General features: G+C 69.0%; 14 protein-coding genes. 5 read left to right on the forward strand and 9 right to left on the reverse strand.

The features are described 5' to 3' along the window. Positions 1-65: 65 nt before the first annotated feature. The 3 genes from PGN14_RS11185 to PGN14_RS11195 are packed head-to-tail and all read right to left on the reverse strand — an operon-like array spanning position 66 to position 2,904. Positions 66-1,622: a N,N-dimethylformamidase beta subunit family domain-containing protein gene (locus PGN14_RS11185; RefSeq protein ID WP_335299590.1), complete on the reverse strand. Its 1,557-nt coding sequence runs from the start codon at positions 1,620-1,622 to the stop codon at positions 66-68. Continuing rightward, the gene (locus PGN14_RS11190; protein WP_335299591.1) at positions 1,619-2,755 is read right to left on the reverse strand and encodes a DSD1 family PLP-dependent enzyme; all 1,137 of its coding nucleotides are present in this window, start codon (positions 2,753-2,755) and stop codon (positions 1,619-1,621) included. The genes PGN14_RS11185 and PGN14_RS11190 overlap by 4 nt, the downstream gene beginning before the upstream one ends. Continuing rightward, positions 2,752-2,904 carry a hypothetical protein gene (locus PGN14_RS11195; protein WP_335299592.1) on the reverse strand — a complete coding sequence of 51 codons (153 nt, stop codon included), beginning with the start codon at positions 2,902-2,904 and terminating at the stop codon, positions 2,752-2,754. The genes PGN14_RS11190 and PGN14_RS11195 overlap by 4 nt, the downstream gene beginning before the upstream one ends. 193 nt (positions 2,905-3,097) lie before the next feature. Between PGN14_RS11195 and PGN14_RS11200 the strand changes: the two genes are divergently transcribed. The 4 genes from PGN14_RS11200 to PGN14_RS11215 all read left to right on the forward strand — a co-directional run bounded on the left by PGN14_RS11200 (position 3,098) and on the right by PGN14_RS11215 (position 6,926). After that, positions 3,098-3,745: a class II aldolase/adducin family protein gene (locus PGN14_RS11200; protein ID WP_335299593.1), complete on the forward strand. Its 648-nt coding sequence runs from the start codon at positions 3,098-3,100 to the stop codon at positions 3,743-3,745. A gap of 161 nt (positions 3,746-3,906) precedes the next feature. After that, on the forward strand, positions 3,907-5,202 hold the full coding sequence (locus tag PGN14_RS11205) for an aminotransferase class III-fold pyridoxal phosphate-dependent enzyme (protein ID WP_335299594.1): 1,296 nt from the start codon (positions 3,907-3,909) through the stop codon (positions 5,200-5,202). A gap of 22 nt (positions 5,203-5,224) precedes the next feature. Beyond that, a complete protein-coding gene (locus tag PGN14_RS11210; protein ID WP_335299595.1) occupies positions 5,225-6,166 on the forward strand; it encodes a carbohydrate kinase family protein in 942 nt (313 codons plus the stop codon). Between the two features lie 55 nt (positions 6,167-6,221). Continuing rightward, the gene (locus PGN14_RS11215; RefSeq protein WP_335299596.1) at positions 6,222-6,926 is read left to right on the forward strand and encodes a TetR/AcrR family transcriptional regulator; all 705 of its coding nucleotides are present in this window, start codon (positions 6,222-6,224) and stop codon (positions 6,924-6,926) included. A 114-nt stretch (positions 6,927-7,040) separates the two neighbouring features. On the opposite strand, the gene PGN14_RS11220 is transcribed toward PGN14_RS11215, so the two are convergent. The 6 genes from PGN14_RS11220 to PGN14_RS11245 form a co-directional block, all read right to left on the reverse strand. Then, entirely contained in the window at positions 7,041-8,633 is a 1,593-nt protein-coding gene (locus PGN14_RS11220) for a phytoene desaturase family protein (protein ID WP_335299597.1), read from the reverse strand. Between the two features lie 5 nt (positions 8,634-8,638). Then, entirely contained in the window at positions 8,639-9,430 is a 792-nt protein-coding gene (locus PGN14_RS11225) for an SDR family oxidoreductase (RefSeq protein ID WP_335299598.1), read from the reverse strand. A gap of 13 nt (positions 9,431-9,443) precedes the next feature. Then, a complete protein-coding gene (locus PGN14_RS11230) occupies positions 9,444-10,961 on the reverse strand; it encodes a flavin-containing monooxygenase (RefSeq protein ID WP_335299599.1) in 1,518 nt (505 codons plus the stop codon). Between the two features lie 106 nt (positions 10,962-11,067). Continuing rightward, complete coding sequence (locus tag PGN14_RS11235; protein ID WP_335299600.1) at positions 11,068-12,561, reverse strand: indolepyruvate oxidoreductase subunit beta family protein; 1,494 nt, start codon at positions 12,559-12,561, stop codon at positions 11,068-11,070. After that, the gene (locus PGN14_RS11240; protein WP_335299601.1) at positions 12,561-14,699 is read right to left on the reverse strand and encodes an indolepyruvate ferredoxin oxidoreductase subunit alpha; all 2,139 of its coding nucleotides are present in this window, start codon (positions 14,697-14,699) and stop codon (positions 12,561-12,563) included. The genes PGN14_RS11235 and PGN14_RS11240 overlap by 1 nt, the downstream gene beginning before the upstream one ends. A 4-nt stretch (positions 14,700-14,703) precedes the next feature. Beyond that, complete coding sequence (locus PGN14_RS11245; RefSeq protein ID WP_335299602.1) at positions 14,704-15,483, reverse strand: cyclase family protein; 780 nt, start codon at positions 15,481-15,483, stop codon at positions 14,704-14,706. A gap of 136 nt (positions 15,484-15,619) precedes the next feature. On the opposite strand from PGN14_RS11245, the gene PGN14_RS11250 reads away from it, so the two are divergent. Continuing rightward, positions 15,620-16,084 (forward strand): MarR family winged helix-turn-helix transcriptional regulator, encoded by a 465-nt coding sequence (locus tag PGN14_RS11250; RefSeq protein WP_335299603.1) that lies wholly within the window; start codon positions 15,620-15,622, stop codon positions 16,082-16,084. Positions 16,085-16,156: the final 72 nt, after the last annotated feature.

Genomic DNA, 16,156 nt, shown 5'->3' on the forward strand with positions numbered 1-16,156 from the left:
ACGGCCTCGCGAGCGATCGCGGGGCCGTTGTGCGTTGGACCGTCCGTCCATCGGACGCCATGCATTCAGGTTTCGGCGCGATCCATCGCGCCGAACCGCTGCAGGACGTTGCGCGTGATACGGGTGACGAAGGGATCGCCCGCCTTCAGCGCATGCGCCCATTCCGTCGTGCCGGCGTTGAAGACCTCGCCGCGGCCGCGCCGGAACGTGGCCATCACCGCGTGACCGCGCACCAGCGCGGGACTGGTCGCGAGCGCGGGATCGCCGAAGGCGTCGCGGGCGATGATGTCCAGATTCTCGGGCGGGATGATCGCGCGATAGGGACTGTCGGGGTCCTCGCCGAAGACGCATGGGGCGATGGCGATGATCTCCAGCGTCTCGGGCACGCCCAGCCCGGGCAGCGGCACCGGCAGGCCGTCGGCGCCGAACCCAAACCGGCAGCCGTCGTTCTCATATCCCAGCAGCGGCACCTCGTCGCCGATCACGTCGCCATAGAACAGGTCCGTCCCCGCCAGCGCCCAATGCCGGTCGCGATAGATGGTGTAGCCGCCCTGCCCCCGCGCCGCGCACAGCCCGAGGCGATGATAGCCGCCATAGAGGAAGCTCAGTCCCGTGATGGCCGCCTCCGGCCGCCCGAACGCCCGGTGCGACCACAGGTGGGTGGCGAGCGACGGATCGTCGCGGGCGGCTGGATCGTCCTCGAACCCGCGCCATTTGTGGCAGACGAAGGTCGCGCCGTCGTCGTCGTAGCGCACCTTCCAGAAGGCCGTGTTGCCGGACAGGATCGCCAGCCCGCCGCCTGAATCGACGAACCGCTCCAGCGCCCCGCGCTGACCCGCGGTCCAATATTCGCTGTGCCCCACCAGCAGCACCGCCGCATAGCCATCGAGCGCGCCGGCGTCGCGATCCAGGTCCGCATCGATCGCGAAGTCGAGCGCGATCCCCTCGCGTTCGGCCCAGGCGACGAAGACATGCTCCCATTTGTGCAGGAAGCCGGCGGAACCATCGTAGGGCGTGGCGTGGTGTGCGCGCAACCAGGCGGAATCGCCGGCCCATGGCTTCTCCCCGAACCCGCGCTTGCGCAGGTTGACGAGGCGCGGGACGTCGGCGGGCGCGGCGACCAGCGGTTGCGCGAACGGGCGCCGGGTGGACAGCCGCCCGATCGCCCCCGCCATTGCCTCCGCCAGCGGCTTCGCCCCACTCATCAGCGCGGCGACATCGCAATAGGCCGACGCACCGCCCCAGTAATTATACGCGTGATAGGTGTTGGTGGAGAGCACCAGCAGCGCGCGCGCGGTTGGCGCGCTCGAGGCCGGGCGCACGCAGACGAAATGGTGCCATGCGTCGCCGTTCGCGTCGGTGAGGCGCAGGTCGTAATAGCCGCTTCGCCAGCCGTCCCCGATCCGCACCTGTGCCGCCACCGGCCAGCCGCAGCCGTCGCGGTCCGCGCGTATCGGCGTCGGGTGGTCGCCGACCGCGATGTCCGCGATCGTCGCCACCACCTCGCGCGTCGCGCCAATGCGCGCGATCTCCAGCCGGCATGGTCCGCTGGCCGTCGACGCATGGAGCGCGATCGTCTCGCCGGGACGCGCGCTGAGGCGATCGGTGTAGAAGGCGGTCACCGCGACCGCCCGCGCGCGGTGACGGGCCAGATGTCGACGAGGTCGTTGCCCGAAACCAGATGGTAATGGTCGTAGAGGTTGACCGTCGGATCGCAATGCGGCGCTGCGAGCGTGACCGCATCCGCCAGCCGCATCGGCCCACCGCCGATCAGCGCGCCCTGCTCGTCGCCCATGAAGACGAAGCGTGCGCCCTCTCCGCCACCGGCGAGTATCCGGGGCGGACCGGCGTCGGTCGCCATCGCCTTCAGCCCCGCATCGACCGTCGCCATGCCGGGCGCGTTGACGCTGACGACGCGGGCATCGATCATCAATGCAGTCTCATATGGCATGTCGCCCTCCTCGGTCAGCGCGCAGGCGCGATACTGGTCGTCCATGAAGACGTAGGAGCCCGCCTGAAGCTCGGTGAACAGGCCCAGCGTGGCGTCGATCCGATGCGTACCCGTCCCCCCGCCCGACACGATCCGCGGGGCGCCGCCGGCGTCGGTCAGCGCCGCGAGCACGGTGCGCAGGTACGCCGCGCGATCCGCCATGGCCGCCGCGCGATCCGCATAGTCGGTGATATGCTGCTGCATGCCGCAATAGAATTGCACGCCACCATAGCTGAGCGCGGGGAGGTCGCGGATGACCTCGAACAGCGCCACCGCCGTGTCGGGCGAGGCGACCCCGGTACGGTGGATGCCGGGATCGACGTCGATCAGCACCGTCAGCGGCGCGCCCGCCCGTGCCGCGATCGCCGCCGCGATCGCGCGGGCATTGTCGGGATGGTCGAGGGTGCAGATCAGCCCCTCGCTGCGCGCGTTCAGCGCCGCCAGCCGTTCGATCGCGGGCACCGACACGACAGGCGAGGTCAGCAGCAACCCGCCGATCCCCTCCGCCGCCAGTGCCTCGGCCTCGCCGATCTTCGCACAACATTGCCCCACCGCTCCGGCGGCGATCTGGCGGCGCGCCACATCGGCGGACTTGTGGGTCTTCGCATGGGGGCGCAGCGCCAGTCCCTGCGCCATCGCGAAGGCGGCCATCCGCGCGATGTTGCGGTCGAGCGCGTCGCGATCGATCACCAGCACCGGCGTGTTGAGCTCGCGGCGCGATCCCTGCCGCCCGACGAGGTGGCGGTGAAGCTCCTCGTCGGTCATGCCGCCACCCCTGACGATCGCGCCAGCTCGTCGTTCAGGAACGTACCCGCCGGATCGACCGCGAACGGGCGGGTGCCGTTGCGTCCGCCAGCGACGCCGCAAGGGGCCAGCGCCGGCAGGCTTTCGATCTCGACCAGCTCCATCCGCATTCGCCCTCCTGTGCGTCCAGCGCCATTTGAACGATAGCCATCACAATTCTTGTGGCAAGCGCTCCGGTGCGAGGAATATCGACGCGACATATCGATCGACCCTTTTCAATCAAGATAGCTTACGCTACTTTCTTCGGCACTGTAATGGCCAAGTACGACGCGATCACATCCTGGGCTTTATGGGAGGCGAACGATGAGCGGGCAGAGCGAGAAGGAGGCTCGCGTCGCGCTGGCCGACGCCTATCGGCGCGTCGTGGACCTGGGATTGACCGAATTGTCGTCGGGCAACCTCAGCATGCGGCTCGGCGACGGCATGCTCATCTCCCCCGCGGGCGCGGACCGGGATAATATCTCCGAGGACCGCCTCGTGCTCGTCGATCGCGATGGGCGTTGGGAAAACGGACTGAAACCGTCGAGCGAATGGCAGTTGCATGCACAGGTCTATCGCAGCAATCCGCGCACCAGCGCCGTCGTCCACACCCATTCGGACAATTGCGTCGCGGTCGCCTGTCATTGTCGCGACCTGCCGCCGTTCCACTATCTCGTCGGCGTGTTCGGCGGAGATAACGTGCCCTGCGTGCCGTATTCGACCTTCGGCAGCGACACGCTGGCGAAGGACGTCGCCGATGCGCTGGAAACGCATTACGCCTGCCTGATGGCGAACCACGGCATGACCGCCTGCGGCCCCACGCTGGACATCGCGATCTCGCTGGCGCACCGGCTCGAAATCCTGTGCCGGCAATATCTGCTTGCACACCGGATGGGCGAGCCCCGCCACCTGTCGAGCGAGGACATCGCCGCGTTCAAGGAGCGGGCTGGACCGACCGGCTACGGGCGCTGATCGCAGCAACAATGGGGAGGGAGGCATCGTCGCCCCGACCGCGCATCACGATCCCATAAGACATTGACAGTATCTATAACTACCTTAGCCTATATATGGTCGAGGCACAGGTTTTCTGATCATGTGGATAGTGATAACTATTGTTTAACGGGAGGCATGTCATGAAGCGTGATCGGGATCGCGAGCTGAAGGCGCGGGCGCTGAAAGTCATTCCCAATGGCATGTACGGGCATGAATCGGTCCGTCCGCTCCCGGCCGGCTTCCCGCAATTCTTCGAACGGGCGGAAGGCGCGTACATCTGGGACGCGGACGGCCAGCGTTATCTCGACTTCATGTGCGCCTATGGCCCCAATCTGCTCGGCTATCGCGACGCGCGCGTCGATGCGGCCGCGGCGCGCCAGGCGTCGCTGGGCGACACGATGACCGGCCCCTCGCCCGTCATGGTCGATCTTGCCGAAACGCTGGTGGGGATGGTGACGCACGCCGACTGGGCGATGTTCTGCAAGAACGGCACCGACACGACCAGCATGGCGATGATGGCGGCGCGTGCGCAGACGGGCAAGCGCATCGTCCTCCTCGCCAAGGGTGCGTATCACGGCGCCGCCGCCTGGTGCACGCCGCATCCCGCCGGCGTCGTGCCCGAGGACCGCGCGCTGCTGCGCTACTATGATTACAACGATGCCGACAGCCTGGAGGCCGCGGTCCGCGCGGCGGGCGACGACCTGGCCGCGGTGTTCGCCTCGCCGTTCAAGCACGATTCGTTCGTCGATCAGGCGCTGCCCGACCCCGCTTATGCCCACCGCGCCCGCGCATTGTGCGACGAAACCGGGGCGATGCTGGTCGTCGACGAGGTGCGCGCCGGCTTCCGCCTCGCCCGCGACTGCAGCTGGTCGCTGGTGGGGGTACAGCCGGACCTCAGTTGCTGGGGCAAGGCGATGGCCAACGGCCAGCCATTGTCGTTCCTGCTCGGGTCGGACCGCTGCCGTGTCGGAGCAGGCTCGCTCTACGTCACCGGCTCGTTCTGGTTCGCCGCGGTCCCGATGGCGGCGGCGATCGAGACGCTGCGCATCATCCGCGAGACCGACTATCTGGAACACACCATCCGCCTCGGCGACCGGCTGCGCGAAGGGCTCTCGGCGGCGGCGATGCGCCACGGCTTCGGTTTCCGCCAGACCGGGCCGTCACAGATGCCGATCATGCTGTTCGACGACGACCCGGACCTCCGTGTCGGCTTTGCCTGGGCGGAGGAGATGCTGGTGCGCGGGATCTATGTCCATCCGTGGCACAATATGTTCCTGGCCGCCTGCATGACCGACGCCGACATCGACATGGCGGTGGCCGCGGGGGACGAGGCGTTCGCGGCGGTGAAGGCCCGGCGCGATACGCTGACGCCTTCCCCGGTGCTCACCGCCATGGCCGCGGCACGGTCGAAGTATGCGCGTGAGGCATTGGCCTGAGCACGGATCGGGAGCCGGGAACATGACCTTCACCATGGACCTCCTCGCCATCGGGCTGACGACGATCGACATCGCGATGCATCCGGTCGACACGCTGCCTCCGGTCGATGCCGGCGTGCTCGTCGACACGATCCGGCTATCGCCGGCCGGCACGGCGGGCGGCGTCGCGATGGTCGCGGCGGCGCTGGGCCTGCGGGTCGCCATCGCCTCCGCGGTGGGCGACGACCTGCAGGGCGTGGCGGTCCGCCACGGGCTTGCCGCGGCGGGGGTCGATACCCGCTTCCTGGCCATTGACGCGGCCCGCCCGACCTCGTCCACGATCCTGCCGGTGCGCAGCGTCGGCCAGCGATCGACCTATCACATGGTCGGGGCCAGCATGTTCGCCGCGCTGCCCGACGCGCTGGATGCGATGCTGCCGTCGATCCAGGCGGTGCACTGGGGCGCGGTCCACCTCCCCGGCGTGGCGCGGCAGGGGCCGGCCTTCCTCCGCCGCGCCCGCGCCGCCGGGGCGTTCGTGACCTGCGACCTCACCGCCCCGCGCGAAGGGACGATGGAGGATCTCGCCCGCATCCTCCCCTTCGTCGACCTGTTCATGCCCAGCCTCGCCGAGGTGGTCCGGCTGCACGGCGACGACGATCTCCATGCCGCCGCGGCGCGCTTCATGGCGATGGGGGCCGGCGGCTGCGTGTTCAAGCTTGGGGCTCAGGGATCGATCCTGCTGGCGCCGGGACGCGAGGTCAGGATGGCCGCGCTGCCGATCGATCCGGTGGACACCACCACCTGTGGCGATTCGTTCTGCGCCGGCTTCCACGCGGCGCGCCTGAACGGCCTCGACGAGGAGGATTGCCTGCGCTTCGCGACCGCCACCGCGGCGCAGGTGGCGATGGGGGTCGGCACATTGGGCGCGCTGTCCGACTTTGCGGCGACCCGCGCATTGTCCCGCCAGATCGGACCATTGCCCTAGCCCTTCGCTGGGGGATAGGAGCGAGCGGCGAGCCGATCGCCACGGGGAAGAATGCATGGCGCGAAGCAGGACGTCGAAGACCGGCACGGAACAGGATGTGTCGCTCGACACCAAGCTGGCGCCATCGCAGGATCGGTCCAAGGTAACGTTCGAGATCATCCTGAAGGCCGCGGGCGAACTCCTGGGCGAAGTCGGGATCGAACGGCTGTCGACCAACATGATCTGCGAGCGCGCACGGCTGACCCCGCCGGCGCTGTATCGATACTTTCCCAACAAATATGCGATCCTGCGCGAACTGGGCGAGCGGCTGATGAAGGCGGAGGACCGGATCGTCTTCCGCGCGCTCGCCACCCGGCAGGTGGCGCTGGACCAGCCGCTCGACCGTTTGGTGGAACGACGCGCGGAATTGCTGACGAAGGTACGCCGCGTGGCGCGGCGCGTGCCGGGCGGGGAATGGATCCTGCGCGTCATGCGGGCGGTGCCCGTCCTTCAGGAGGTGCGCATCCAATCGACCCGGTCGGTGGCGGACGAGGTCTTCGCGCGGCTGCACGCGGAACATCCCGCGATCGACGAGCGCCGGCTGCGTGTCGCCACGCTGCTCAGCACCGCGCTGGGCTCCGCGGCCAACGACCTCGCCTGGGACGAGCCCGGGATGGAGGCGGAGATCAGCATCGAATTCGCGCGCATGATGGCGCTCTATTATCGCAATCTCGCCGGGATCGCGGTCGAGCAGGTGGTACGCCCCGGCACCACGGACTGACGGGCATTCCCGCTGGCGTGCGCCCGCACCGCCCATGACCGTGACGGCGATGCTCCTGCCGGTCCGGGCGGCGCTGCCGTTCGCCGATCCGGCCGGGATCATGGATTCGCGTTGTTACGCCAGTTCGCTGGCCACCAGAAAGCCGGACGTCCCGCCGAGGCCCGGCCCCGGATGGGTCGACGCGCCGATCTGGTGCAGGTCGCGGATCGGCGTGGTGTGGTTGGCCGGGCTGGCGGCGGGACGCCACAACAGGAACTGATCCAGCCCGCAATCGCCGCCATAGGGGTCGCCGTCGACCAGGTTGATGTTCAACCGCATCAGGTCGGCCGGGCTGATCGCATGGCGCGCGAGGATGCTGGGCCGCAGGTTGGGGATTAGCGCGCACAGGCGATCGACGATGCGATCGGCATAGGCCTCGCGCACCGCGTCGGTCCAGCGGCCATCTTCGGACACGGAGATCTCGCCCAAGGCATCACCGGCGAGGCATCCGTCGCGCGGCAGCTCCTGCAACTGGATCCAGAAGATCCAGCGGCCCGGCGGCGCGCGCGTCGGATCGACCGCGACCGGCTGCGCGACGACGATGCTGGCCTCCGCCGGCAGCAGGCCGCGCTCCGCCTCGTTGACGGCGCGCGACACGCTCTCCAGCCCGGATGCCAGATGCAGCATCGCCACCTCGCGCAGCGCGGGATCGGGCCATTGCGGCGGCTCCGACAGCGCCAGGTGGATCTGCATCTCGCCCCGGCCGTAACGATAGGCGGCAGCGTCGGCGCGCGCCTGCGGCGGCACCGCGGCATCGGCCAGCAGCCGGTCGTAGAGCTGCGTCGGCGTCACCGACGCGACCACCGCGCGGCGCGCGCGGATCGTCTCGCCGCCGGCCAGCACCACGCCCGTGGCACGGCCTTCCTCCACCATGATCCGCTCGACGTCGGCGCCGGTACGGACCGCGCCGCCCTTCTCCGCGATCAGCGCGGTGAATGCTTCGACGATCCGCGCGCTGCCCCCCTCCACCATCGGGCTGCCGACCGCCTCCAGCGAGAAGAGGACGAGCCGGTTCATCAGCGCCGATGCCGGGCTTTCTGGCGCAAGTCCGACGTGCAGTACCCAAGGCGCGAACAGCGCGCGCGAGAGCGGCGACGCGAACTCCGCCGCCAGCCAGTCGCGCGACGAGCGCAGGAGGCCGCCGACCGCGCGCGCCAGCCCCTTCGCGCCGCGCCGCCGCAGCTCGCCGAGCAGCAGCTTCACCGTCGCCCACGACCACAGCCGCCCGCCGAGCAACCCGAACACCAGCGGCGCCAGTTGCTCGACGTCGCGCATCGCGCGGTTATAGGCCGCGCCATCACCCGGCGCAGCGGCCTCCAGCGCGGCGATATTGGCAGCGCGATCGGTGCGGAAGATCAGGCTGGTGCCGTCCGGCCGCAGCACCGCGGTGGGCGTGGCACAATTGCGGAACACCAGCCCGTGACGCGCCAGCTTCGGGCCGAGCTGCGCATAATGCGGCGCGGTGACGAACAGCGGATACAGCGTCGACAGCGTATCGTGGCGGAAACCGGGGAGCGTCAGTTCCTCGGTACGGATACATCCGCCCGCCGTCGCCGCGCGCTCCAGCAGCAGCACCTTGCGCGCGCGCAGCGACAGGAGCGCGCCGCAGACCAGCGCATTGATCCCGCTGCCGATGATGACGACGTCGGCGTCCGCCTGCTCCGCCACCGCGATCAGCCCTGTCCGGCGAGCAGCGGCATCAGCGGCACGCGCCGTTCCGGCCCCAGCATGCCATAGCCGCCATCGACCGCGGTCTCGCTGCCGGTCATGTAGCTGGCGCCATCGGACGCGACGAACGCCACCACGCGCGCGACCTCCGCCGCATCCGCGACGCGACCGATCAGGTTCAGGTCCTTCGACACGCGGTCGGCATGGGCGCGGTCTCCCGCCGTCAGCCCGTCGAACGGATCGGACCAGATATGCCCCAGCGTCACCATGTTCACGCGGATGCCGTCGGCGGCGTAATCCAGCGCCTGCGCCCGGGTCAGATGCGCCAGCGTCGCCTTCGACACGGGATAGGCCCAGCGGCCGACATGCGCGAAGCGGCCGCTGATCGAACCGATATTGACGATGTTGCCGCGCGTCGCGGTCAGATGCGGGCGCGCGATCTCTCCCAGGATCGCCGCCGACACGGCATTGACGTTCAGCGTCTCCAGCCAGGTCGACCGCGGCGTGGCAGGACCGCCGTCACCATAGGAGCAGGCGTTGTTGACGACCACATCGAGCCGTCCGAACGCATCCGTCGCCCGCGCCACCAACGCCGCGAGCGCGGCATCGTCGGTGATGTCGGTCGCCACGAACAGCGCGCCCTCGCCCAGTTCGGCGGCGATCGCGGCGCCCTTCTCCGGGCTGCGCGCGGCGATCACCACCCTGGCGCCATCGGCATGCAGCTGCCGTGTGATCGCGGCCCCGATCGAGGCGGCACCGCCGGTCACAATCGCGACCTTGCCATCGAGCTCAGCCATCGTGTCTCTCCTGTCAGGCGTGGTTGGGAAGGCGGTCGCCGACCGCGGCGGGCGGCGCGGGCAGGATGCCGTGGCGCCGCATCAGGCGCGGCAGCAGCCCGGCGTAATCGGCGGCATCAATCGCGACGAGCCAGTGCTTCAGCCGCGTCGCCAGCGGCAGTTGCAGGTCGATCTCGTCCAGCAGTTCGTCGATATGGTGGATCGAGAAGGGGATGATGTTGGTCCCCTTCGAATGCTTGCCGTCGGTGCGCGCCTCCATCCAGGCGAGGCGCTCGTCGATATAGGCGTTCTGCGCCGCCGCATCCGGCAAGGCGAAGCCACCGCGCAGCAGGTCCGCCAGCCACAGCGCACCGACCTCAGCGTTCAGCTGGCTGAAGAAGGAGGAATTGTAGCCGTTGAACGCCAGTCGCGGCTGCCCGACCGGCATCATCGAGCGATACAGGCGGAAATTGCCGCGCGCATCCGTCACCCGCGCCAGCACGTCGGCGGGCAGGAAGTCGCAGCGCTGGTGCCAGCCGGTGCCGCAGACGATCACGTCGGCGGGCACGACGCTGCCGTCGCTCAACGTCGCCTGACCGGGGCGCAACGACGCGATCTCCCCCTTGTCAAAGCGGATCGACCCGTCCGCCACGCCTTCGTAGAAGCCGTCGGTGACGAGGCTGACGGTGGAGCGCGCGATCGTCTCCAGCTTGCCCTCCGGCTCCAGCCCGACCGACTTCAGCCCCAGCTGGCGGCTGATGACCGATTGCACCGATCCCATCATCGCGTTGCGCACCGGGCGCCCGGGGCCGTGCAGGAACTTCTCGAACCCCTTGATGCGGATATAGGGGAACAGCCCCTCCCCCATCCGTGTCAGGAACAGGTGCTTGAAATTGAGCACCTTCGCCAGCTTCTTCGGGATCTTCCAGATCAGGTGGCGCGCAACGACGCGGGTGGAAGCGGCGACCTGCGCGATCGCCACCGCCGCATCGCAGGAGGATTTTCCATAGCCGATCACCAGCGCGTGGCGCCCGCGGACCAGCTCGATATCGGTAAACTGGCTGGTGTGGAGGATATGGCCGCCGCCGGTGCGAAACGCCTCGCTGCCGCTGAAGGCCGGAACCGCGGGGATCGAGAAGATGCCGTTGCACACGATCAGATAGTCGACACGAACGCTCGCCTGCTCGCCCGTCGCCGTGTCGCGCGTCGCGATCGTCCAGCCGGTCGCATCGGGGGTGGCGGACGTCACCTCCGTATCCAGCCGGATCGCGTCGCGGATGCCGAAATGATCGACATAGGATTCCAGATAGGCCTGCACCTGCGCGCCCGTCGGCCATTCCGGATAGGAGGCGGGCATCGGGAAATCGGCGAAGGCATAGGTTTCGCGCGGATTCTGCGTCGTCAGGCCGGGGTAGCGGCGTGCGGCGGACCAGACGCCGCCGACATCGCCCTCCTTTTCCAGCACGACCACGTCGAAGCCGAACTGGCGCAGCGTCTTGGCGGTGACCAGGCCGGCGAGGCCGGCGCCGACGATACCGATGGTGCGGATCATTGCATGCCTCCCGAAAAGTGGATGATGCGACAGCGTAGAAAGGGTCGGGCGCGGGCCGATATGCAGCCAGCGCGGCGACTGTACGCGCGCTGCGGCGGAGCGCCGGTCATGCCGCCGCCACCGCGCAGGCGAGCGCGGTGCCGTTCTCGTCCGCCAGCGCCGCCTCGCGCAGCGCGGCGATCCGCGACGCCGCGTCGGGATGCCGGAGCGCATCCCGCGCGGCGGCGATCACGATCGCGAAATGCGCCAGACCGCGCTCGAACGTGTCGGAATAACCCTTGATGAGCGACTGGCAGGCGAGGATCTCCACCGCCGCCGCGCGATCCGTCCGCGCCGCCTCGCGCGCCAGCGCCAGCCAGTCGGCGATCCGCGCCTGTTCCTCGGCATAGCGCAGCGTGCCGGCGCGCAACTGGCGCAGCGCCGCCAGCAGCCGCAGCGCGATGAACCAGCGCAGGCCGGTGGTCCGCACATGCCGCCCACGTCGGAACAGCGGCGCCAGCCACCGCGTCAGCCGCGGGCTGGCGAGCACGAAGGCGCCGATCCGGCGCGGCATCGTCTCGCACACCTCCTGCAAGCGCGGGTGCATATATTCGGTGACGGTCAGCAATTGCCCCGGCGCGAGCCGAATCTCGCGCGCGACGCGCGCGCTGCGCGTGGCGCGCACCTTCAGGTCGGCGACGCGGATCGTATCCTCATAGGCCATCCACAGCGCGAGGTGGCGCGCCGCCGCTGCGGTCAGCGCGCCATCCTCCGCGTCGAGCGCGGCGATCTCTTCCAGCCGGTCGAGATAAAGCGCGGCATAAGCGGCGTCCTGATAGTCCATCAGTCGCCGCACGCCCTCGGTCGCCAGCGGATGCGCGGCGTCGGGCAGGCTCGCGGTCAGTCGCTTGTGGAGGGCACGGCCCGCCGCGGTGGTCGGGCCGGCGGGCGATGCCGCCTCCGTGGCGGGCGCCTCCCCCTCCTGCGCGCGGGTGAAGCCCAGGCCGAAGCCCTTGAGGTTCGCCTCCACCGCCTTGCCGCCGTGACGGATCGCGTCCTCGAACGCGCTGTGCGGGAACGGCAAGGCGTCGCTCCCCGCCAGCGCGCCGAGCATGATCGAGCTGATGACACTGCCCGACGCCTGTGCCGCCGCCGCCATGTCGAAGCCGATGAAACGCGCCGCGCGCCGCTCCGCCGCATCCAGGATGCGTGCACTGGCACCGGTGCCGTCGCCCGGCGCCGACTTTTCGGAAATCGCATAGACGCGGTGGGTCGATCCGATCAGCGTGGTGCGATCCGCGCTGACGAAGCCGCGCAGGATCGCCCGCCCCGCCTCCATCAGTTCGGACGCGATGACGATATCGACGTCGCCCGGCACCGGCATCATCGCCAGCACCGGATCGGGCCGGTTGGCGCCGCCACCGCCGGCGCGCACCAGTTCGATGTAATAGACGGTCGATCCGGTGCGCTGCGCGACGCCGGGGACGGAGGTGCCCTGCGCGATATAGCCCTGCGCGCGGGCCACCTCCTGCACCCATTCGGCCAGCACGCCGCCGCCTTCGCCGCCCAGCGCCAGAATGGCGATGGTGATCCGGTCGCGATCGGGCAGGGTCAGTTGCATCAGAAGGCCCTCGCGGCGAGATGACGGGCGTGGCGGCGTTGCAGCCATCCGATCGCGGCTCCGCGCCAGCGCGCGCCCCAGCGTTCCCATCGGCCCGGATTGACGACGACGCTGGCCTTCCAGAACGACGGGCACAGCACCGCGGCATGCGCGACCTCGCCGCAATGGCCGCAGCCGACGCAGCTGTTGTCGATATGCGTCACCGGATGGGTGCGCAGCGGATCGGGGTTCGGCCGGATGCTCAGCGACGGGCAGCCGGACAGGCGGATACAGGCATGGTCGCCAGTGCAGGTATCGGCGTCGACCCCGAACCGTTCGCGCACCACGCGCTGCCCGGCCTTCGCGGCCTTCGCCAGCAGCGGCTTTACGCGGCGCTGCTTGTTGAGCATGCATTCCGATTGCGCGACGATCACCTTCGGCCCCTTCTCGGGGCTGGTCAGCGCCTCCTTCAGCGTGTCGCGCATCCGCGCCACGTCATAGGTATGCGTCAGCGTGCGCGTCCAGCCGACGCCCATGCCGCGCACCGCCTTCTCGATCGGATGATGGGTCGTGCGGATGTCGTTGTCGGCGCGTGAGGAGAGGATGTCTTGCCCGCCGGTCGCGGCCGAATAACCGTTGTCGACGATGATCGTGACGGTCTCGTCCTGGTTGAAGACGGCGTTGCCGATGCCGGACGACAGGCCGTTGTGCCAGAAGCCGCCGTCGCCCATCATCGCGACCGCGCGCTTGCCCGCCCCCTCCCCCACCGGCTTGAACGCGGAGGCGCCGGCGGTCCCCAGTCCATAGCCCATCGTCGTGTTGCCGATGTGGAACGGCGGCAGGATCGAGAACAGATGACAGCCGATATCGGCCGATACGTGCAGATCGCCCAGTTCGCGCTGCACCAGCTTCATCGCGGAAAAGATTGGGCGTTCCGGGCAGCCCGTGCAGAAGCCCGCCGGCCGCGGCGGCACCGCGGCGGCCAGATCGGGTTCCGGCACCGCGGCGAGCGCACGGGCGGGCGCGCGCTCCGGCGCCCAGCTGCGCAGGAAATCAGCCAGCCCCGCGCCGATCACCTGCCCCGAATATTCACCCGCGCGCGGCATCACATCCTTGCCGACGATCCGGGTCGACAGATCGGCACGGCGCAGCAGCGTGTTCAGCTCATGCTCGATGAACTCCGGCTGCCCTTCCTCCAGCACCAGCACCGCTTTCTTGCCGGCGCAGAAGGCGACCACCTCCTCCGGGATCAGCGGATAGACGACGTTGAGGCAATAGACCGGCAGCGTCGCCCCGCCCCAGGCATCGGACAGGCCCGCCAGCTCCAGCGCGCGGTTCAGCGTGTTGAACAGGCCGCCCTGCACGATGATGCCGATGTCGTCGCGTTCGGGGCCGAACCATTCGTTCAGCCGACGATCGCGGACGAAGGTCTGCGCGGCGGGCCAGCGCTTTTCCACCTTCTCGATCTCATGCTGGAAGATCGCGGGCGGCAGGACGATACGGTCGACGTCGCGGCGCGGGTTCGCCGCGGCCTGTCCGACGGTCAGCGACGGGCGACGATTGTCTTTCGCGACGAAGCTGCCGGTGACGTGGCAGCTGCGCACCCGCATCTCGATCATCACCGGCGTGTTCGACGCCTCCGACAGCTCGAACCCGGTCTCCACCATGTCGACGATCGTGGTCAGGTTGGGGCGCGGATCGAGCAGCCACATCTGCGACTTCATCGCGAAGGCATGGGTGCGCTCCTGCATGATCGAGGAGCCTTCGCCATAATCCTCGCCCACGATGATGAGCGCCCCGCCGGTGACGCCACCCGAGGCGAGATTCGACAGCGCATCGGACGCGACATTGGTGCCAACGACCGATTTCCACGCCACCGCGCCACGCAGCGGATAGTTGACGGACGCGGCCAGCATCGCGCCCGCCGCCGCCTCGTTCGCGCTCGATTCGAAATGGACGCCCAGTTCGCGCAGCAGCGGATCGGCATCCGCGAACACGTCCATCAGGTGGCTGATCGGCGACCCCTGATAGCCGCCGACATAGGCCACCCCGGCCTGCAACAGCGCCTTGGTGACGGCGAGGATGCCCTCGCCCTCGAACGTGGCGCCGGCGCCGAGGCGGAGCTTCTCCACCTCCTTCTTGAACGAGCGTTCCGCCATCGCCTTACGCCGCCACGAAAGCGAGGACGCGCAGCGGGCTGCCCGAGCCGCCGCGAATCTTCAGCGGCGCGGCCACGATCACCGCGCCGGTCGGCGGCAAAAGGTCGAGGTTCTCCAGGCATTGCAGGCCATAGCGCCCCGCCCCGTGGAACAGGGTGTGCGCGGGATAAGCAGGGTCCATCAGATGCGCCTGACCCGCATCGGTGCCGATCGTCTCCACCCCGAAGCCGATCACGTCGCGCTGCTCGATCAGGAAGCGCACCGCCTCCGGATCGGGGCCGGGCGTGTGCGCACCGTCCTCGCGCCGGTTGGTATAGGCATCGCCGGTCAGCTTCGACCAGTCGGTGCGCAGCAGCACCCAGCTTTTCGCCGGGATGCGGCCGTGCCGCTCCTCCCACGCCGTGATGAAGGCGACGGTCAACGTGAAATCCGGATCGGCTGCGGCTTCCGCGGATGCGTCGATCACCACCGCAGGGCCGACGAAATCACGCGGCGCGATCGTGTCGACGGTGTTGTCGGGCAGGTCGGCGCCGGTCACCCAATGCACCGGCGCGTCGAAATGCGTGCCGGTATGCTCGCCCGTGGTGAAGTTGTTCCAGTGCCAGGCGACCCCGCGCTCGTCATAGCGCGAGATTTCCTGCCGGCTGAACGGCGCGGTCTGGCCGAACGGCTCCGGCAGGACCAGCACCGGCGTGTCCTCCGACAGCGACTGGGTGAGATCGATGGTGCGGATCGCGCCGTTCGCGACGGCGGCGGCGAAGGCGGAAAGCGTCGCGTGGGTCATGGCAGCCCCTGATGTCCGGATGTCGACTCGGAAGCTGCCGCAATAAACGTGCACATGCAATCAAAAAAGATTGCAGATGCAAGGTTGCGATGACGCCGGACGACCGATAAGCGCAGGGACGCAAGAGGATAGCATCGTGGACCACCGTCTTTTGGGCGATCCGGGCACTCCCGCCTTCCGGGTCGATCTCTACCCCTTTTATCTCGTCAACCGGCTGGCGGGGCGATACAATGCGGTGATCGAGCCGCGGCTGCGCGCGATCGGCCTGGATATCCCCAACTGGCGCGTGCTGATGATCCTGGGCGAACAGTCGCCGCGCGGGGTGCGCGACATCGCCGACGCCGCGGTGATCCCGCTCTCCACGATGACGCGGATCGTGCAGCGCATGGCCGTCGCCGGGCTGGTCGACGCCCGGCCGAGCGAGGAGGATGCGCGCGTCACCTCCGTCGCGCTCAGCCCGCATGGCGAGGCGAAGCTGGCGGAGGCGCGGGAGGCGACCTCGCCGGTCTATACCGATGTCATCCGGGGGTTGTCGGAGCGCGACTTCGATCGGCTGGTCGCGCTCCTCGACCGCCTATACCGCAACCTCGACGGCGTATGACGCCGACGATCGGAGGAACAGCCGACACAGGCTTGCACGGTTGAACCATTTGCTTTAGGCCTAAAGCAAATG

The organism is Sphingomonas adhaesiva (assembly GCF_036946305.1).
GTDB classification, from domain to species: domain Bacteria; phylum Pseudomonadota; class Alphaproteobacteria; order Sphingomonadales; family Sphingomonadaceae; genus Sphingomonas; species Sphingomonas adhaesiva_B.